This window comes from Sphingobium sp. 3R8, from assembly GCF_020166615.1.
Taxonomy (GTDB): Bacteria; Pseudomonadota; Alphaproteobacteria; order Sphingomonadales; family Sphingomonadaceae; genus Sphingobium; species Sphingobium bisphenolicum.
The window spans coordinates 131,509-150,485 of the sequence record NZ_JAIQXR010000002.1; the positions used below are offsets into that span (position 1 = coordinate 131,509).

The 18,977-nt window shown below is 65.8% G+C and carries 20 protein-coding genes; 10 read left to right on the plus strand and 10 right to left on the minus strand.

Annotated elements, in window-relative coordinates; translation table 11 throughout:
• The first annotated feature begins 38 nt into the window (after positions 1-38).
• Positions 39-1,559, plus strand: a complete 1,521-nt coding sequence (locus K9B33_RS02640; RefSeq protein ID WP_411973982.1) for a lipopolysaccharide biosynthesis protein — start codon at positions 39-41, stop codon at positions 1,557-1,559.
• Positions 1,560-1,607: 48 nt separating this feature from the next.
• On the opposite strand, the gene K9B33_RS02645 is transcribed toward K9B33_RS02640, so the two are convergent.
• The gene (locus K9B33_RS02645; protein ID WP_224546474.1) at positions 1,608-2,621 is read right to left on the minus strand and encodes an adenosine kinase; all 1,014 of its coding nucleotides are present in this window, start codon (positions 2,619-2,621) and stop codon (positions 1,608-1,610) included.
• 113 nt (positions 2,622-2,734) lie between these two features.
• Here K9B33_RS02645 and K9B33_RS02650 point away from each other — a divergent pair, with 113 nt between their 5' ends.
• A complete protein-coding gene (locus tag K9B33_RS02650) occupies positions 2,735-3,400 on the plus strand; it encodes an EI24 domain-containing protein (protein ID WP_224546476.1) in 666 nt (221 codons plus the stop codon).
• Positions 3,397-3,765: a hypothetical protein gene (locus K9B33_RS02655; RefSeq protein ID WP_224546478.1), complete on the plus strand. Its 369-nt coding sequence runs from the start codon at positions 3,397-3,399 to the stop codon at positions 3,763-3,765. The genes K9B33_RS02650 and K9B33_RS02655 overlap by 4 nt, the downstream gene beginning before the upstream one ends.
• Before the next feature lie 364 nt (positions 3,766-4,129).
• Here K9B33_RS02655 and gltX read toward each other — a convergent pair whose 3' ends face one another.
• Entirely contained in the window at positions 4,130-5,458 is a 1,329-nt protein-coding gene (gene gltX / locus K9B33_RS02660; protein ID WP_224546480.1) for a glutamate--tRNA ligase, read from the minus strand.
• A gap of 101 nt (positions 5,459-5,559) precedes the next feature.
• Complete coding sequence (locus K9B33_RS02665) at positions 5,560-7,221, minus strand: NAD+ synthase (protein ID WP_224546481.1); 1,662 nt, start codon at positions 7,219-7,221, stop codon at positions 5,560-5,562.
• A 224-nt stretch (positions 7,222-7,445) separates the two neighbouring features.
• Between K9B33_RS02665 and K9B33_RS02670 the strand changes: the two genes are divergently transcribed.
• Positions 7,446-8,381: a ribose-phosphate pyrophosphokinase gene (locus tag K9B33_RS02670; RefSeq protein WP_224546482.1), complete on the plus strand. Its 936-nt coding sequence runs from the start codon at positions 7,446-7,448 to the stop codon at positions 8,379-8,381.
• A gap of 22 nt (positions 8,382-8,403) precedes the next feature.
• Here the strand turns inward: K9B33_RS02670 and K9B33_RS02675 are convergent, their stop codons facing one another.
• The gene (locus K9B33_RS02675; protein ID WP_224546711.1) at positions 8,404-8,640 is read right to left on the minus strand and encodes a hypothetical protein; all 237 of its coding nucleotides are present in this window, start codon (positions 8,638-8,640) and stop codon (positions 8,404-8,406) included.
• Positions 8,641-8,688: 48 nt separating this feature from the next.
• On the minus strand, positions 8,689-9,120 hold the full coding sequence (locus K9B33_RS02680) for a VOC family protein (protein ID WP_224546483.1): 432 nt from the start codon (positions 9,118-9,120) through the stop codon (positions 8,689-8,691).
• A gap of 67 nt (positions 9,121-9,187) precedes the next feature.
• Here K9B33_RS02680 and K9B33_RS02685 point away from each other — a divergent pair, with 67 nt between their 5' ends.
• Positions 9,188-10,003, plus strand: coding sequence for an inositol monophosphatase family protein (locus K9B33_RS02685; protein WP_224546484.1), 816 nt, complete (start codon positions 9,188-9,190; stop codon positions 10,001-10,003).
• Positions 10,004-10,029: 26 nt separating this feature from the next.
• On the opposite strand, the gene K9B33_RS02690 is transcribed toward K9B33_RS02685, so the two are convergent.
• The 3 genes from K9B33_RS02690 to K9B33_RS02700 all read right to left on the minus strand — a co-directional run bounded on the left by K9B33_RS02690 (position 10,030) and on the right by K9B33_RS02700 (position 13,200).
• The gene (locus tag K9B33_RS02690; protein ID WP_224546485.1) at positions 10,030-10,566 is read right to left on the minus strand and encodes an O-acetyl-ADP-ribose deacetylase; all 537 of its coding nucleotides are present in this window, start codon (positions 10,564-10,566) and stop codon (positions 10,030-10,032) included.
• Between the two features lie 4 nt (positions 10,567-10,570).
• Entirely contained in the window at positions 10,571-10,984 is a 414-nt protein-coding gene (locus K9B33_RS02695) for a VOC family protein (RefSeq protein WP_224546486.1), read from the minus strand.
• 65 nt (positions 10,985-11,049) lie between these two features.
• Positions 11,050-13,200: an AsmA family protein gene (locus K9B33_RS02700; protein WP_224546487.1), complete on the minus strand. Its 2,151-nt coding sequence runs from the start codon at positions 13,198-13,200 to the stop codon at positions 11,050-11,052.
• A 158-nt stretch (positions 13,201-13,358) separates the two neighbouring features.
• Here K9B33_RS02700 and rpmI point away from each other — a divergent pair, with 158 nt between their 5' ends.
• The 5 genes from rpmI (at position 13,359) to pheT (ending at position 18,311) form a co-directional block, all read left to right on the plus strand.
• Entirely contained in the window at positions 13,359-13,562 is a 204-nt protein-coding gene (gene rpmI, locus K9B33_RS02705) for a 50S ribosomal protein L35 (protein WP_007711873.1), read from the plus strand.
• Between the two features lie 13 nt (positions 13,563-13,575).
• Positions 13,576-13,938, plus strand: a complete 363-nt coding sequence (gene rplT / locus K9B33_RS02710) for a 50S ribosomal protein L20 (RefSeq protein ID WP_224546488.1) — start codon at positions 13,576-13,578, stop codon at positions 13,936-13,938.
• A gap of 157 nt (positions 13,939-14,095) precedes the next feature.
• Complete coding sequence (locus K9B33_RS02715) at positions 14,096-14,716, plus strand: LysE family translocator (protein WP_224546489.1); 621 nt, start codon at positions 14,096-14,098, stop codon at positions 14,714-14,716.
• Positions 14,717-14,802: 86 nt separating this feature from the next.
• Positions 14,803-15,897 carry a phenylalanine--tRNA ligase subunit alpha gene (gene pheS, locus K9B33_RS02720; protein WP_224546490.1) on the plus strand — a complete coding sequence of 365 codons (1,095 nt, stop codon included), beginning with the start codon at positions 14,803-14,805 and terminating at the stop codon, positions 15,895-15,897.
• The gene (pheT, locus tag K9B33_RS02725; RefSeq protein ID WP_224546492.1) at positions 15,894-18,311 is read left to right on the plus strand and encodes a phenylalanine--tRNA ligase subunit beta; all 2,418 of its coding nucleotides are present in this window, start codon (positions 15,894-15,896) and stop codon (positions 18,309-18,311) included. Before pheS ends, pheT begins: the two co-directional genes overlap by 4 nt.
• Positions 18,312-18,436: 125 nt before the next feature.
• Here pheT and K9B33_RS02730 read toward each other — a convergent pair whose 3' ends face one another.
• Together K9B33_RS02730 and K9B33_RS02735 are read right to left on the minus strand one after the other, a co-directional pair.
• Positions 18,437-18,670, minus strand: a complete 234-nt coding sequence (locus tag K9B33_RS02730) for a hypothetical protein (protein ID WP_224546495.1) — start codon at positions 18,668-18,670, stop codon at positions 18,437-18,439.
• Between the two features lie 29 nt (positions 18,671-18,699).
• The gene (locus K9B33_RS02735; protein ID WP_224546497.1) at positions 18,700-18,957 is read right to left on the minus strand and encodes a hypothetical protein; all 258 of its coding nucleotides are present in this window, start codon (positions 18,955-18,957) and stop codon (positions 18,700-18,702) included.
• Between the last annotated feature and the right edge of the window lie 20 nt (positions 18,958-18,977).

Genomic DNA, 18,977 nt, shown 5'->3' on the forward strand with positions numbered 1-18,977 from the left:
GCCGCCGCATTGCGCCTAGAACAGATAATAGAAACATGATGACGCAGGGGGTTCAGGGTTCTTTGGCGACACAGGCATCCGCATCCAAGGATCAGGATGACATCGCCGCCCTGGCCAAGGGTGGGCGCACCAACATATTCGGCTTTCTGCTGCGGCTCGCCGCGCGCCTGCCCTTCCTGTTCATCGCGGGACGCTGGTACGGGGCGGACGCGCTGGGCCGTTTCGCCTATGCCGTGCTGGTGGTCGAGTTCGTGGCGCAACTCGCCACGCTAGGGCTCAAGCGCGGCCTCGCTGGCGCGCTGAGCCAGACCGAACGGCCCCATGCTCATGTCGTGACCGACGCCATGGTCGTCACCCTGCTCGCGGCGCTGGTCGGCGCGGGACTGCTGGTCGCCTTTCCCCAGGCGATGTTCCCCAATAGCGGCATCAACGGCCTCGACCGGCTGCTGGCGCTGGTGGTGATCGCGGTGGCGGGGTCGGACGTGGCGCTGGCGGCCTGCGCCTATCGCTTCGATGTCGGCGCGACCGTGCGCGCCCGATCGATCATCGAACCCTGGGCAATCAGCATCGGCGCCTTCGCCTTCGCTTTCTACTCGACGCGCGACGGCCTCATCCTTTCCTATGCGGTCTCGATGATCGCTGCGATGGTGGCGTCAATCATTCCCATGGCGCGCCATTATGGCCGCCCACGCGGCTGGAAGCCGGATGCCGGGCGGCTGTGGCGGCTTGCGCGACGCAACCTGCCGCTCGCCGCGGCGGACGGCGTGGAATGGGGTTCGCGCCGGCTCGACATGGCGATATTGGGCCTGTTCGTCAGCCCGGCGGTGATCGGCATCTATTATGTCGCGCAGCAGGTCGCCTCGCTGCCGCAAAAGCTCAAGACGAGTTTCGACCCCATATTGGGGCCCGTCATCACCCGCAACCTGGCCGAAAACAACCTGGCCGCGATCGCCCGCCAGGTCAGCCAGGTCGGCTTCTGGATCATCGCGGCGCAGGCGGGCATCGCGCTCGCGCTCGGCATCCCCGGCGAAGCGGTAATGGGGCTGGTCGGCCCGCATTTCGTCGGCGGCACCGGCGCGCTCGCCTTCCTGCTGCTCGCCGAAGTGGTGGCGGCCACCGCGGTCGTCAGCGAATCGGCGCTGGTCTACATCGCCCGCCACCGCAACCTGATGATCTCGCTGGTCATGATCGGATTGCAGGCGGGCTTCAGCTTTGCGCTGATCCTGCTGGCCCGCCGGCTGGCCATGCCGGTGATGTGGGTGGCGGCGGCGCCGGCGCTGGCGCTCTGCCTGGCGCTGGCGGTCGGCGCCTTCGTCAAGGCGCGACTGCTCGCCCGGCTGCTCGACGCGCCGATCAATGCCTGGCGCTGGCCGCTGCTGAGCGCCGCGGGTGTCGCCTGCATCGTCGGCGCGGGTTTCGTCGCCTTGCCGCCACGGCTGGAATGGGTCGAGCTGGCAGTCGGCGTCTGGGCGATATTGGGGGCCTATGGCCTCGTCATCTGGCGCTGGGGCTTCGGGTCCGACGACCGCGCCCTGTTCCGCAAGCAGAAGGCGGAGTGACCCGATAGAAAGGCCCGCTTCCCCAACGAGAGGCGGGCCTTTTCCCGGTCAGGCGAACAGCGCGTCGCGGATCACGACGAGGTCGGCTTCCGGCCGCGCGCCCCAGTGCGAGATCACCTCGGCGGCCGCGGCCGCGCCCAGCGCCAGCGCATCCTCGACGCTGCGGCCGTCGATATGGGCGGCCAGGAAGCCGGCGGCGAACAGGTCGCCCGCGCCGGTCGTGTCGACGATCTGCGCGACCGGCGCGGCCGGCGCTTCATGCCGCACGCCATCCACGATCGCCACGGCGCCCTTTTCGCTGCGGGTCGATACCAGCACCGGCACCTTGTCGGCGAAACGGGCCAGCGCCTTGTCGAAATCGTCGATCTGGGCGAGCGACTGAATCTCGCCCTCGTTGGAGAAGAGGATATCGATCATCCCCTGATCGATCAGGTCGATGAAGTCGCCGCGATGGCGGTCGATCACGAAATTGTCGGACAGGGTGAAGGCGACCTTGCGGCCCGCCCCGCGCGCCGCGTCGATCGCTGCCCGCATCGCCGCGCGCGGCTGCTCGGGATCCCACAGATAGCCTTCGAGATAGAGGATCTTGGCCGACCGGATCAGGTCGAAATCGACCGCCGTTTCGGGCAGGAATTGCGACGCACCCAGAAATGTGTTCATCGTCCGCTGGGCGTCCGGGGTCACGAGGATCAGACAACGGGCGGTCGGCACTTCGCCATGCATCACCGCTGTGTCGAAGCGGATGCCCAGGGCATGGACGTCATGGGCGAACACTGCACCAAGCTGATCGTCATTGACCTGGCCAATGAAACCGCATTTCATCCCCAGCGCGGCAAGGCCCGCCAGCGTGTTGGCGGCGGAGCCTCCGCTGATCTCCTTGGCCTGCGGCATGTCGGCATAGAGGGCCTCGGCCATGTCGGCGTCGATCAGTTGCATCCCGCCCTTGGTCAGCGCATGTTCGGCCAGGAAGGCGTCGTCGCTGCGGGCGAGCACATCGACGATGGCATTGCCGATCGCGACAACGTCGAGCGCCGGGGGCGGAACCTGTGCGGAAGCGGTCACGCAATATCCTTATCTTGAAATGGAAATAAAATTTCGTCGCCTTTATCGGTCCGCGCCCGCCCATGCAACGGCGCTGATTGACCTTGCGTCCATGCGGGAGGATAGACGGAGCCATGGTCCTGACCGCCGCCCTGCGCGCCTTTCCTTCCATTTTTCACGGCGCGGCGCTGCGTCTCCTGTTCAAGACGCTGGTGCTGACTTTGTTCCTGTTCACAGGATTAGGCGCCGCGCTCTGGGCCGCTTTTCATGCCTTGCGGCTCCATTTGGGCTGGGGCGGCGGCGGCTTTGCCGAAGCGACCGCCACGGCGCTGCTGGTGGTCGGCGCGGGGTGGCTGCTGTTCCGCGCAGTGGCGATGGCGGTGATGGGCCTGTTCGCCGACGACATCATCGAAGCGGTGGAGCGCGACAGTTATCCGCAGGCGGCGCTCGCCGCCCGGCCGGTCGGCTGGGCGCGCAGCCTGCGCTTCGCCTTGGCCTCGCTGGCGCGCACGCTGGGCTGGAACCTGCTGGCGTTGCCCGCCTATATGCTGTTGCTGGTGACGGGGGTGGGGACCATCGGGCTGTTCCTGGTTCTGAACGCCTATCTGCTGGGCCGTGACATGGCCGACATGGTCGAGCCGCGTCATCCCGCCCTTCCGCCGATCCCGCGGAGCAGCCGGTGGCTTTTGGGGCTCGTTTCGGCGCTTGCGTTCCTGATCCCGCTGGTCAACCTGCTTGCGCCGATCTGGACCGCGGCTATGGCCGTGCATATGTTGCTCGGGCGAAAGACATCCGCATGAATTTCCGATCTTTTGTAACGGCGGCGCTGTGCCTGCCGCTGGCCGCCTGCGGCGGTGGCGTCGTGCCCAGGACCGGCTACACCCCATCGCCGGCCGGTCCTCCCGCCAGCGCCTTCATGAAGCAGGGGCCGTTGATGGGGTCGGACGCGCGCGCGTTGACCCAGATGTTCGGCCAACCCCGGCTCGACATCCGCGAAACCACGGTGCGCAAATTGCAGTTCGCCAACGGCCGCTGCATCCTCGATGCCTATCTCTACGCGCCGGCGCGCGGCAAGGAGCCGGTTGTCACGCATGTCGATGCACGCAGCCCGGCCGGGACGGATGTCGATCCTGCTGCCTGTGCGACGGCGTTGCAGGCGAAATGACCGATTCGTGAAGCGAACGGCGAAGTTCACACCGTTGTCGGGCCTGCCGGGCCAATAGCCACGGTAAAGCCCCTTCGAAGCCACGGTCAGGTCACGGCAAGGTGGCATATAGGTCACGCCCTCGCGACGCCGACACGCCGGTGTGGCGACAGCCCCATGCTTGTCGCGCGACGACGCGGCCCGAAGCGGCAGGAGGCGAACAAGCCGGTCCACGACCCCGGATAGATCAGACGAAATCCTACATTGGAAGCGGTTTGTGGCGTGACACAGGCGGAGTGGGCCACCGCCTGAAACGTCGATTAAAGACGGTCTTCTCTCTTGCGGGGCAGGGAGCGAAGAAGCCCGTTTTTGATCGAATCCGTGGTCAGCGTCGGAGGCGCGCCAATGCCCCATCCTTGCCGATCAGCGGCAGAAGCTGCCCCATGTCGGGGCCGTGATCCAGTCCGGTCAGCGCGCGGCGCAGGGGGAGGAAGAGCGCCTTGCCCTTGCGTCCGGTTTCATCCTTGAGCGCGCCGGTCAGCGTGCGCCAGATGTCGGCGTCGAAGGGGGCATCGGCAAGGATGCGGTGGGCGGCGGCAAGGAAATCGCGGTCCTCTTCCGCTGGCGGAGGCGCATCCACGGGTCCGGTGACAATCCGCCACCAGTCCGCAACGCCCGCCACCGTCTCCAGATTGGGACGGATCGCGGCCCATGCGGCAGCGTCCACGCCAACAGGCAGGCGGTCGGCCACCGCGTCATAGGACAGGAGATGGACGATCTTCTGGTTGAGGGTCGCCAGTTCCCCTTCGTCGAAGCGCGCGGGCGCGCGGCCGAAATGGGCGAAGTCGAAACTGTCGATCAGCGGCTGCATGTCGGCGAACGGCTCGATCGGCTGCGAACTGCCGAGGCGGGCGAGCAGGGATGCGACGCTCATGGCTTCGAGGCCGATTTCGCGGAAATGGGCGACGCCGAGCGAGCCGAGGCGCTTCGACAATTTGCCCTCGCTGCCGGTCAGCAGCGCTTCATGGGCGAAGGCCGGGAGCGGTGCGCCCAGCGCCGTGAACATCTGGATCTGGGTGGCGGTGTTGGAGACATGATCCTCGCCGCGCAGGACATGGGTGACGCCCATGGCGATATCGTCGATCACCGAGGGGAGCATGTAGAGCCAGCTACCGTCAGCACGGCGGATCACCGGGTCGGACAGCAATTTCGGGTCGAAGCGCTGGTCGCCCCGGATCAGGTCGGTCCAGACGATCGGCTGGTCATGGTCCAGCTTGAAACGCCAATGGGGGGCGCGGCCTTCGGCTTCGAAGGCGGCGATCTGGTCGGGGGTCAGCGACAGGGCGGCGCGGTCGTAGACCGGCGGCAGGCCGCGGCCGAGAAGTATCTTGCGGCGGAGGTCGAGTTCCTGGGCGGTTTCATAAGCCGGATAGACATGGCCCGCCGCCTTGAGCGCTTCGAACCGGGATTCGTAGAGGGCGAAACGGTCCGACTGCCTCTCCTCACCGTCCCAGTGGAGGCCGAGCCACGCTAGGTCCGCCCTGATCGAGTCCGCATATTCGGGGCGTGAGCGTTCGAGATCGGTATCGTCGAGACGCAGCAGGAATTGCCCGCCGCTCTTGCGCGCCCACAGCCAGTTGTGGAGCGCGGCGCGGATATTGCCGACATGGAGATGGCCGGTCGGCGACGGGGCGAAGCGGGTGATGACGGTCATGATTGGTCCTAAACCCGTTCGGTTCGCGCGTAGCATAGTCACTTCGCTTCGCTCAGTGCAGGGCTTCGACTTCGCTCGGCCCGAACGGCCTTTTTTGTTGCCTATATCGTGCGAAAGCCGTTGGTGATCGGGTAGCGACGGTCGCGGCCGAAATTGCGGATGCCCAGCTTCACGCCGGGCGGCGACTGGCGACGCTTATATTCGGCGATATAGAGCAGCCGTTCGATCCGGGCGACCGTTTCCTTCTCGAACCCGCGCTCGACCAGCTTGTCGACCGACAATTCCTCCTCGACCAGTCCGTAGAGGATCGGATCGAGAATCTCATAGGGCGGCAGGCTGTCGTCATCGCGCTGATTGTCGCGCAGTTCGGCGCTGGGCGGCTTGGTGATGACCCGTTCGGGCATCACCGGACCTTCCGGCCCGATGCCAAGACCGAGCGACGGGACATTTTCGTTGCGCCAGCGGCACAGGTCGAAAACAGTCGTCTTATAGGCGTCCTTCAGCACCGAATAGCCGCCCGCCATGTCGCCATAGATGGTGGCATAGCCGACCGACATCTCGCTCTTGTTGCCGGTGGTCAGCAGCATATGGCCATATTTGTTGGACAGGGCCATCAGCGTCACACCGCGAATGCGCGACTGGATATTCTCTTCGGTCAGGTCGCGCTGGCGACCCTCGAAGACGGGTGCCAGCATCGTGTCGAAGGCCGTGACGGCGGGTTCGATCGGGATGGTGTCATAGCGGACGCCGAGCAGGCGGGCGCATTCTACGGCGTCGTCCAGGCTGTCCTGACTGGTGAAGCGCGAAGGCATCATCACGCACCAGACACGATCCGGCCCGAGCGCATCGACGGCGACCGCAGCGGACAGGGCCGAATCGATGCCCCCCGAAAGCCCCAGCACCACGCCAGGAAAGCGGTTGCGGTTCACATAGTCGCGCAGGCCCAGCACCATCGCATTGTAGATGTCGGCCGGGCGCGGATCGAGGTCATGCTGCTCGCCGGGCAGGCAGACCCACTGGCCGTCCCATTTCTCCCATTGCGTCAGCACCAGCGCCTCTTCCCAGTCGGGGAGCTGCTGGGCGAGCGTCAGGTCGCCGTTCATCACGAAGGAGGCGCCGTCGAACACCAGTTCGTCCTGCCCGCCGACGCGGTTGAGATAGACGAGCGGCAGGCCGGTTTCGCGCACGCGGGTGCCGGCGACGGCGTTCAAGCGGCGATCGTCCTTGTCCACCTCATAGGGGCTGCCATTGGGGCTGATCAGGATTTCGGCGCCCTCGCTGCGCAGATGCGCGGTGACGAAGGGGAACCAGATATCCTCGCAGATCGGCACGCCGATCTTTACGCCCTTGAAATCGATCGGCGCGGGCAGCGGTCCGGGGGCGAACAGGCGCTTTTCATCGAAGGTGCCGTAATTGGGCAGCTCGCGCTTCTGCCGGATCGCGGTGACCGCGCCATTGTCCAGCAGGGCGACGACGTTGAAGAGAACGCCCTGCGAAGCGACCACCGTGCCGACCAGCATCGCCGGGCCGCCATCGGCGGTTTCCTGCGCCAGCCGGTCGAGCTGGTAATTGGCCTGGTCGACCAGGGCGGGCTTGAGCACCAGATCTTCGGGCGGGTAGCCGATCAACTGGAGTTCGGGATAGACGATGAGGTCGGCGCCCTGCGCGCGGGCGCGCCATGCCAGCATGGCGTCGGCATTGGCCTTCAGGTCGCCCACGGACTGGGTCATCTGCGCAAGCGCGATCACGAGTTTGTCGGTCATGGTCCGGCGCCCTAGAGCATTTTCGCCGCTTGCGAAAATGCTCTGTTTTTCGATGCCGCATTTTCGAACCGGACATCCGCTGCGCGCACGTCCTGAAAATGCGCATGTCCATTTTGCCCCACGGCGCAAAAGCGCCTTTCCACATGGGACTTGCGCCGCTAAAGGGGCCGCGTTTCGCGCATCGTCATCAATTCGTCACGCCAATTAGTTTGGGGTTTTTCGCCATGAAACTCATGACCGGCAATTCGAACAAGCCGCTTGCGGCCGCCATCGCCGACTATATCGAAATCCCCCTGACCGACGCCAGCGTCCGTCGCTTCGCCGACGAAGAAGTTTTCGTGGAAATTCATGAGAATGTCCGCGGCGAAGACGTGTTCGTGATCCAGTCGACGGCCTATCCGACCAACGACAATCTGATGGAATTGCTGATCATGATCGATGCGCTCAAGCGCGCGTCGGCCAAGCGAATCACCGCCGTCGTCCCCTATTTCGGCTATGCCCGCCAGGACCGGAAGCCCGGCCCGCGCACCCCGATCAGCGCCAAGCTGGTCGCCAACCTCATCACCACCGCCGGCGCCGACCGCGTCCTGTCGGTCGACCTGCACGCCGGGCAGATCCAGGGCTTTTTCGACATTCCGACCGATAACCTGTTCGGCGCGCCGGTGATGTCGGCCGACATCCAGGCGCGCTTCGGCGACAAGAATATCATGGTCGTGTCCCCCGACGTGGGCGGCGTGGTGCGCGCCCGCGCGCTGGCCAAGCGGCTCGACAACGCCCCGCTCGCCATCGTCGACAAGCGCCGCGAGCGCGCCGGCGAATCGGAAGTGATGAACATCATCGGCGACGTGAAGGGCCGTTTCTGCATCCTGATCGACGACATCGTCGATTCGGCCGGCACCCTGTGCAACGCCGCCGCCGCGCTCAAGGCGCAGGGCGCAGAGGGCGTGATCGCCTATGTCAGCCATGGCGTGCTGTCGGGCGGCGCAGTCGCACGCGTCGATGCGTCGGAACTGCTGGAACTGGTCATCACCGATTCGATCCAGGGCACCGAGGCGGTGAACACGTCCCAGCGCATCCGCCACCTGCCCATCGCCCCGCTGCTGGGCGAAGCGATCAAGCGCATCGCGGACGAGAGTTCGGTGTCCAGCCTGTTCGACTGAAAGGAGAATGGGCTGGCGGCGCTCAGGCCGCGGGCAGCATCACCAGCGGCACCGTCAGGATCATGACCAGCGCGACGACGATGCGCTGGCCGCGCGAGATGCCGAGCGGCTTTTCGCGCCAGAGCATCGGGCAGGCGAGCAGCGCGAAGCCGATCGCCATGTTGGACAAAGTCGCCGAGCCGCCGATCGGCATATCCTGCCGCAGGGCGAGGCCCGCGAACAGGGTGATGAAGCTCAATATCCAACCCAGCAGCGCTATGCGTGCCCCCTTTGCGTCGCAGGCTAGAACGGTCGGGTTGCCGAAGCCTTAATCGGGGATCGGCGTCCAGGGATCGTAGCTGCCGAAGCTCCAGACATTGCCTTCGGGATCGAGCGCGGTGTAGCCGCGACCGGGATAGCCGTCATTGTCCTGCGGCTCCTGCACCACGACCGCGCCTTCGTTGCGGGCGTGGAGGCAATGGGCGTCGGGATCGGGCACGACGACATAGACGCAGGCCGTGATGCCGCCCAGGTCGCGGACGGTGGACCAGGTGTAGAGCGACTCGCCCTCCATGTCCTTGACGCTGCCCAGCATCACCATGCCGTCGCCCAGCACCAACTGGGCATGATGGATGATGGCGGGGTCGGCCTCGTCGGGATAGACGGCGTGGCGCGCAAAGCCGAAGGCCGCGCACAGGAAATCGATCGCGGCGGGGGCGTCGGCATAGCGCAGGCATGGGATGACGGGCGAACCGGGCATCTTCCTCTCCTTCTCTCGTCGGTGGTTCAGTCTAGCGTATCGCGGTCCAAGTCGCTAGGCGAAGGGGATGACCACCCGCGACGACCTGGCCCTCGCCAACCGCCTTGCCGACGCCGCCGGCGCCGCCATCCGTCCCTTTTTCCGCGCCCGCTACGACACCGAGATCAAGGCGGACAAATCGCCGGTGACGGAGGCCGACCGCGCCGCCGAAGCCGCGATCCGCGCGATCCTGGAACAGGAACGGCCGGGCGACGGCATCATCGGCGAGGAATATGGATCGGTGCGCGAGGATGCCGAGCGGGTGTGGATCCTCGACCCGATCGACGGCACGCGCAGCTTCATCGCCGGGCGGCCGATCTTCGGCACGCTGATTGCGCTGACGCAGGCGGGGTGGCCGACCATCGGCATCATCGACCAGCCGATCGCGCGCGAACGCTGGGCCGGGATGAGCGGGCAGCCGACCACCTTCAACGGCAAGCCGGTGCGCACCCGCGCGTGCAAGGCGCTGGAGGGCGCAGGCATCGCCACCACCAGCCCGCATCTGTTCGGCGAGGGCGACGTGCCCCATTATATGGCGCTGGTCGCCGCGGTGTCGGGTGGCTCGCCGCGCCAGGGTCCGGTCTATGGCGGGGACTGCTATAATTACGGCCTGCTGGCGTCGGGATTCCTCGACATCGTCATCGAATCGGGCCTGCAAAGCTACGACTTCGCCGCTTTGGTGCCGGTGGTCGAGGGGGCTGGCGGGCTGATGTGCGACTGGAATGGCGAGCCGCTGACAGCCGAGAGCGAAGGCCATGTGCTGGCGCTGGGCGATCCGGCGCGGCTGGAGGATGTGCTGGAGGCGCTGGGCAGCGCGCCGGAGCATCATCATCACGACCATTAATCGATAGGGCATTAATCGATCGGGCATTAATCGATCGGGGCGGCGTTCCTGACGGCGAGGTCGAACAGGCCGGTGGTCGATTCGTCGAAGCAGACGAAGAGAATATGGTCGAACGCATCGGGATGCAGGCGCAACGCGTCCCGCACGGCATCGGCGGCCGTCGCGGCGGCAAGGGGCTTGGGGAAACCGTAAATGCCGGTCGAGATGGCCGGAAAGGCGATGCTACGCAGGGCATGATGCCGCGCCAGGCCGAGTGCGTGGGCATAGCAGTTGGCCAGGAGCCCGCATTCGCCCTGCCCCCCGCCCTGCCAGACCGGCCCGACCGTGTGGATGACATAGCGGGCGGGCAGGCCATGGCCGCGGGTAATCCGCGCCTCCCCGGTCGGACAGCCGCCGATGGTGCGGCATTCGGCGAGCAGGTCCGGCCCGGCGGCGCGGTGGATGGCGCCGTCGACCCCGCCGCCGCCCAGCAGGCTGTTATTGGCGGCGTTGACGATCGCGTCGGTCGCGCAGCTTGTGATGTCGCCCGTCACCACATCCCAGCGGGTCGCGCCGACGTTCATTGCGTCAGTCCTTCACCGGGCCGCCGATCGACCAGATATGGCCGAACGGATCGATCACCTGGCCGTAGCGTGCGCCCCAGAACTGGTTGTCGAGCGGAAAGCGAATGGTCGCGCCGGCGTCGAGCGCGCGGGTCCACCATGTATCGGCATCATCGACTTCCAGATGCAGCGTGACCCCGGCCGGCGGCGGCACGGCCTCGCCATGGCTCATCTCGTGAAAATGGTCGTTCAGCATCAGCCCGCCATCGTTGACGATCAGGTGGGCGTGCATGATGCGGACGCCGTCGTCGGCCATGTGGCGCGATTGTTCGGTCGCGCCGAAGGCCGTGGCGTAGAAGGCGATCGCTTCGCCCGCCCGGCCGTCGGCGATGGTGAGATGCGGGGTGACCCCCGGCATGACGAAGGGTGCGTCGCTCATGGCCTTCTCCTCTTCGAGTCGTTGTCCGCGCAGGATAAACCTGCGCACCGCCGATCAGAAGCCGATCAGAAGATGCCGAGGAATTTCTTGTCCTGGCGCTTCTGCTCGCCCTTGCTGCCCCGGCCCTTCTCATCCTTGGCCGTGGTTCCGCGGCCGACATCGTCGCGCGGCTGGCCACCCTTGGTGCGCTGCGCCTGCGCGCTGGCACCCGCCAGGATCGGGCCACAGGCCGCGCCCTTGGCATCCCCGGAATCGACGAAGGCCAGCAAAGACGCGATCGGCGTGCCGACCACGCCCAGCGCCAGCGCCGCGCCGCCACGGGTCAGCAGTTCGGGGCTGACCACGGCGATGCCCGGTTTTGCGAAATAGCCGTTGATGCCGACGGGCGACTGGCCGGAAAAGAGGCTGATCTTCTTGCCGTCGGCGCGGAAGGCAAGATCGAGGCTTTCATTCCTGAACGAGAAGCCGCCGCGGCCGATCATCACATTCTTCTTCGTGTCGATCAGGATCGGATCGGCCGCCGCCACGCCGTTGCGCACGGTGAAGGCGATCAGGCCGCAATTGATCTCCACAGGCTGCTTCAACTTGCCGGAAAACATCTTGGTGACGAACGTGCCGACATCCAGTTCGGACAGCTGGACGTTGCGCGCCCACATCGAGCCGGCGGGCAGGATGATGGCGATGCGGCCGTTCGCAGTGCCGAGCGAATCATGCAATGTATCGCCCAGCCCGGTCATCTGCACCCGCCCCTTGACCGTGCCGCTGGTACCCGATTCCTCCACGCCCCAGCGCGCCAGCAGCTTGCCCATCGGGGTGGGCGACAGGCGGATGTCGTAGGTCGTGCGGACGGGGCGATGACGCGCGTCGATCTCTATGTCCGACGCGACATGACCGCCGGACATGTCGAAGGTCAAGGGCGACAGGGTGAGCAGGCTATGGTCGAGCTTCACCGTGACGGCTGCGTTGGACACCGGCAGGTTGGGCGCGCGGATGGTGCGCATGGTGTAGCGGACATTGGCGTCGAAATTGCGGATCGCTTCGACCCGCAGCGGGGCGTCGGGCAGGATGCGGGGCGCGCCGCCGACCGTCTCCACCGCGCCGGCCGCCCCCTGCGCTGCCAGACGATCGGGGTCATAGCCGATGAACGGGCCGACATCGATGATGTCGAGCGTCTGCGTGGCGAGGTCGGCGTCGATCAGGAGCCGCGCCCTCGGCAGCGACACGGTCATCTTCCCGGCGAGGTCGCTGTCGCCGAAATGGCCTTTCAAATGGGTGAAGCGCCATTCTTCGCCGGCCTTGGTCAGGGCCGATGTGAAGCGATAGGCGCGGGTGTCGGGGATGGCGACGCCCAGGAAATCGAACAACAGGCCGAGATTGGGGCCGTGGGTGACGAGGCGCAGGTCGCTGCCCTCCAGTTCGGTCGCGCCGGGCAAGGTGCCGCTGACCTCCAGCACGGTCGCGCCCGCCACCGCCCGCGCGGCCAGGGCGTTCTTGCCACGGCTGATCGTCTGGTTCGGGGACAGCAACCCGCCGGTCAGGGTGAAGGGCCGGTCACGCATCATACCCTGACCGGAAAAGCGGATGTCCTGCGCAAATCGCGTGTCCTGCGCCCGCACCGTCTCGAACCCGATGTCGGTTGCCAGTTGCAGCACGGGGTCGCGATAGCGCAGCGTCGTGCCAGCCAGCAGCGCGCGCCGGATCAACGGCAGGTTGAGCGGCTCGCCCTTCCGGTCGGGGTCGCCGAAGGTCCATGTGTTGCTCTTGTGATCGCGCGACCATTCCAGATCGACGGCAGCGCTGCGCAGTTCCAGCCAGGGCACGCGATATTTGGCGCCGAAGATCAGACTGAGCGGGGCGATGCGGCTGTCGATCAGCTCGGCCCGGAACAGGTCGGGGCGGCTGGCCCAGGGCAGGTTGGCGACGTGCAACCCTTCGGCGCGGAACTTGATGGCGAGGGGCGCGAAATAGAGCTGGAAGTCGCCGCCCACGCGTACCTGCCGTTCCAGCCGGCTGGTCAGGATGCGTTCGAACGGTCCCTTGAGGAAACGGCCCTTGGTGATGAAGAGGATCAGCCACAAGGCGAAGAGGATACCGACGATCCCCAGAATGATTCGCACCGGCAGCGGCAAGCGCCGCCAGCGGTCGCGGGCGCGGCGGACATGGGCATGGAGTCCGTCCGATGGCGCAACATTGGGGGGGGAATCGATGTCGGCCATGGCAGGGGTAACGCCGCGCCCATGCTTTAGGTCCGAATCGTCTTGCTTTCCGGCCGATGCCCGCCTATGCGCGCCGTTCGCGATATTCAGTGAGACCGCCCGGCTAACTAGGGCTGCCGGGGCTGTCTGTAATCGTCGCGCCAGACAAGGAGACGAAAATGCCCAAGATGAAGACCAAGAGCGGTGTGAAGAAGCGCTTCAAGTTCACCGCGACCGGCAAGGTCAAGCACGGCGTCGCTGGCAAGCGTCACCGCCTGATCAGCCACAACGCCAAATATATTCGCCAGAACCGTGGCACTTCCGTGCTGTCCGATGCCGACGTGGCGCACGTCCGCCTCTGGGCACCCTACGGCCTGAAGTAAGGAGTAGAGGACAATGGCACGCGTAAAACGTGGTGTAACCACCAAGGCGAAGCATAAGCGGATTTTGGATCAGGCGAAGGGCTATTATGGCCGTCGCAAGAATACGATCCGTATCGCTCGCCAGGCCGTCGAAAAGGCCGGCCAGTACGCCTATCGCGACCGCAAGGTTAAGAAGCGTTCGTTCCGTGGTCTGTGGATCCAGCGCATCAACGCGGGTGTCCGCGCCGAAGGCCTGACCTATTCGCAGTTCATGCACGGTCTGAAGCTGGCCGGTGTCGAACTGGACCGCAAGGTCCTGGCCGACATCGCAATGCACGAAGGCGAGGCGTTTAGCGCCATCATCGCCCAGGCGAAGGCTGCGCTGCCCGCAGCTTAAGCGGACCGATCGCAAGATCGTCAAAAGGGCGCCGGGGCAGATGCTTCCGGCGCCCTTTTTGTTTTCCGGCCTCCGTTCGTTTGGACGAGGGTAGGGCTTCGACAGGCTCAGCCCGAACGGATTGAGGGGTGGCCGGACATCTGAGGGGATTAATCCCATGTCGCTGCATCTGTGGTGGTTGTACGTCACGGCCGTCTTCCTGATCTCGGCCACGCCGGGACCGAACATGCTGCATGTCATGACGCAGAGCATTGCCCATGGCCCGCGCAAGGCGACCGCGACGATGGCGGGCCTGATGAGCGCGGTGCTGCTGTGCCTGACGGCCTCGGCGCTGGGGCTTGGCGCGCTGCTCAAGGCGTCGCCGGGGCTGTTTGCCATATTGCGCTATGCGGGCGTGGCCTATCTGCTGTGGCTGGGGGTCAAGGCGTGGCGCGCGCCGGTGGACGATATTGGCGCGATGGGCGCGACCCGGGCGCGGTCGCTCCGCGCCTTATATGGCACGGGCATGCTGACGGGACTGTCCAATCCCAAGCTGATCATCTTCGCAGCGGCGCTTTTCCCCCAGTTCATCGACCTGCACCGGCCCTTCTGGTTGCAACTGGCAATCCTGATCGCCAGTTTCGTTGTGATCGAAAGCTTCTGGTATGCCGTTTATGCGCTGGGCGGCCTCAGCCTGGCCCGTTGGTTGCAGCCCGCCAATCGGCAGAAACTGTTCAACCGTGGCACCGGACTGTTGTTCATCGGTTTTGGCGGCGCGTTGCTGGGGGCAAGGGCCTAACCCTTTCCTGGCCCGCCCCTTTCCTTGATCGCCATGCCCCGCTAAGGCGCGGACATGCATCCGCCACCACTGGCTCTGGAAGATTTATGACTGAAATTGCCAATCTGAAAGCCGGCCTGATCGCCGACATCGCCGCGGCCGACACGCTCGACGCGCTGGAGGCGCTGCGGGTCGGCGCGCTGGGCAAGAGCGGGGTCGTGACGGGCCTGCTTAAGACGCTGGGGCCGATGTCGCCGGAAGAGCGGATGGACAAAGGGCCGCCGATCCAGGATTTGCGCGAGAGCGTGACGGTGGCGCTGGCCGACAGGAAGGCGGCGCTGGAGCAGGCCGCGCTTGATGCCAAGCTGGCGTCGGAGAAGGTCGATATGACCCTGCCCGCCGATCTTGGCGCACAGGGATCGGTCCATGCCGTGTCTCAGGTAATGGACGAACTCGCGGAAATCTTCGCGGACCTGGGCTTTTCCGTCGCCACCGGGCCGGAGATCGAGGACGACTGGCATAATTTCACCGCGCTCAACATTCCCGAGACGCACCCGGCGCGCGCGATGCACGACACTTTCTACTTCCCGGACGAGGAAGGCGCGAAGAAGATGTTGCTGCGCACCCATACTTCGCCGGTGCAGATCCGCACGATGATGAACGGCACGCCGCCGCCGATCCGCATCATCGCGCCCGGCCGCGTCTATCGCAGCGATAGCGACGCCACGCACACGCCGATGTTCCACCAGATCGAAGGTCTGGTGATCGACAAGGGCATTACGCTCGGCCACCTGAAATGGACGCTGGAAACCTTCCTCAAGGCGTTCTTCGAGCGGGAGGACATCGTCCTGCGCCTGCGTCCCAGCTATTTCCCCTTCACCGAACCGTCGGTGGAGGTCGATGTCGGCTATACGCTGACGAACGGCCAGCGCGTTATCGGCGGCGATGGCGATGCGGCGGGCGGCGGCTGGCTGGAGGTGCTGGGCAGCGGCATGGTCAACCGCCGCGTGATCGAGGCGTGCGGACTGGACCCGGACGAATGGCAGGGCTTCGCCTTCGGCACCGGGGTCGATCGCCTCGCCATGCTCAAATATGGGATGAACGACTTGCGGGCCTTCTTCGACGGCGATCTGCGCTGGCTGAAACATTATGGATTCTCGGCGCTCGACGTGCCCACGCTGAGCGGAGGAGTGGGCGCATGAAATTCACCCTGAGCTGGCTCAAGACGCATCTCAACACCGATGCCGACCTGGCGACGATCCTCAAGACGCTGAACGCCATCGGGCTGGAGGTCGAGGGCGTCGAGAATCCGGCCGAAAAGCTCGGCGGGTTCAAGATCGCCAGGGTGCTGACGGCGGAGCGCCATCCGCAGGCCGACAAGTTGCAGGTGCTGAGCGTCGATCATGGCGACGGTAGCCCGTTGCAGGTCGTGTGCGGCGCGCCCAATGCCCGCGCGGGGCTGGTCGGCGTGTTCGGGATCGAGGGCGCGGTAGTGCCGGCCAACGGCATGGTGCTGAAAAAGACTGCGATCCGTGGCGTCGAATCCAACGGCATGATGTGTTCCACGCGCGAGCTGGAACTGGGCGACGATCATGACGGGATCATCGAAGTGAGCGGCGATGCGCCGGTGGGTCAGGTCTATGCCGACTGGGCTGGCCTGAACGATCCCGTCATCGATGTGTCGATCACCCCGAACCGGCAGGATTGCATGGGCGTGCGCGGTATTGCGCGCGATCTGGCGGCAGCGGGCCTCGGTACCCTCAACGCCATCATCGTGCCGACGATCGAGGGCGTGGGTCCGGGGCCGGACGTGCGCACCGACGATAGCGACGGCTGCCCGGCCTTCTTCGCGCGCACCGTGCGCGGCGTCACCAATGGCGCTTCGCCCGAATGGATGAGCAAGCGGCTCAAGGCCATCGGCCAGAAGCCCATCAGCGCGCTGGTCGACATCACCAATTACATCATGTTCGATCTCGGCCGGCCGCTGCATGTCTATGACATGGCGACGCTCAAAGGTGGCCTTGTGGCGCGCAAGGGCAAGGCCGGCGAGGAAGTGCTGGCGCTGAACGGCAAGAGCTACGCCGTCGACGAGACGATGACCGTCATCGCCGACATGCAAGCCGTGCATGATATCGGCGGGATCATGGGCGGCGAACATTCGGGTGCGACGAGCGCCACGACCGACGTGCTGATCGAATGCGCCTATTTCACGCCGGAGCGGATCGCGGTGACGGGGCAGAAGCTGACCCTGACCTCCGACGCGCGCGGCCGCTTCGAACGAGGGGTCGACCCGGCGTTCCTGGACGACGGCCTGTCGATCGCGACCAGCCTGGTCGTCAGCCTGTGCGGCGGCACGCCCAGCGAGGCGACCCGCGCCGGCACCCCGCCCGCGACGCCGCGGACCGTGGCCTATGCGCCCGACCAGTGCCTGGCCCTGGCCGGCGTGCAGGTGCCCGCCGATGAACAGAAGCATATCCTTGAAAGCCTGGGCTTCGGCGTCAGCGGCGAAGCGAGCCGCGTCGAATATGAAGATGGGATGCCGGTGACGGTGCCGGGTCGCTGGACGATCATGGTCCCGACCTGGCGCCGCGACGTCGATGGCTGGCCCGATATCGTGGAGGAGGTGGTGCGCATCGTCGGTCTCGACCATGTGCCCTCCACCCCGCTGCCGCGCGTGCCGGGCGTCGCTCGCCCGACCGCCACGCCCGAGCAGATGGTCGAGCGCCGGGTGCGCCGCACTGCCGCCGCGCGCGGGCTGGCTGAGGCGATCAACTGGTCCTTCATTTCGCAGAAGGAAGCCGCCGCCGTGGGCGGGGGCGACTGGACGCTGGCGAACCCGATCTCCGAAGAGCTGAAGGTCATGCGGCCATCGCTGCTGCCCGGCCTGCTTTCGGCGACGAAGCGCAATGTCGATCGCAGCGCGAACTCCGTTCGCCTGTTCGAACTGGGCCGCCGCTATTTCAAGCAAGGCGAGCGGGCGACCGTCGGATTCGTGCTGGCGGGCGAGAAGCTGGCGCGGGGCTGGCAGAGCGGCAAGGCGCAGGGCTTCGACGCGTTCGACGCCAAGGCGGAAGTGATTGCGTTGCTGGCCGCCGCCGGCGCGCCGGTCGGCAATCTCCAGAATTTCGGGGAGGCTTCGGCCGCCTATCATCCCGGCCAGTCTGGCACGCTGCGGCTGGGGCCGAAGGCGGTGCTCGCCGAATATGGTGTGCTGCACCCGTCGCTGGCCAAGCAGTTCGGCCTGACCGGCACCGTGGTCGCCGGCGAAATCTTCCTCGATGCGATTCCGGGCAAGCGCAAGAGCGGCTTCATGCGCGCGCCTTATGCGCCGCCCGCATTGCAGGCCGTGAAGCGCGACTTCGCCTTCCTCGTACCGGACATGGTCGAGGCCGATGCGCTGGTGCGGGGCGTCAAGGGTGCGGACAAGAAGAGCATCGTCGATGTGCGTCTGTTCGACGTCTTCGTCGGGCCGGGGGTGGAGGATGGCTTCAAGTCGCTGGCCATAGAAGTGACGTTGCAGCCGGGCGAGAAGAGCTTTTCCCAGGAAGAGCTGGAGGCGATCAGCGCCGCAGTGGTCAAGGCCGCACAGAAGCTGGGCGGAAGCCTGCGCGGCTGAACATCCTCATCGCTTTTATAAAGAAGGCGCGGTGAACGATCACCGCGCCCTTTTGCATCGACAGGAACAGGGCTTCGACAGGCGCAGCCCGAACGGTTGAGAGGGTAAATACCCTCTCAACCGCCCTACAGATCCACGCCCGCGGCGATCGCTTCCAGCTTGCGGATGCGTTCCTTGAGGTCGGCGACCTCGATCCGGGCGGAAGCGCTCGGCGGTGCAGCCTCTTCGAAGCGGCGGCCCAGTTCGGCGCGCTTCAGCTCCAGCCAGCCGCTCCAGCCGCGCAAGGCCGCCGCCGCGATGATGGCAAGGCCGATCAGGCCAGCCGCCGCCAGGGTGATATAGAGATAGGGGTCTTGCATATAAGCCTCCCTGTCCGGTCAGACCGCGCTCAGTCGCGATCCCGGAGCTTTTCGAATTCCCGCTCCAGCGCGGTGGAGCCGTCCGTCGCCAGCCGTTCCAGCACGGCGACGCGATCCTTGAGCGCCTTCATTTCCGCGCGCAGCCTTTCCGTATCCGGATCGGGACCGCGCTGGATGAACTCTTCGCCCTTGTGCCGGCGAACGACGCCATATTTGGCCTGCAAAACCCGCGAGATTGCGATGATCGCCACGATAAGGACGACCATGGAAAAAGGGTTGTCGATCATCTGTTTTGTCCCTTGATTAT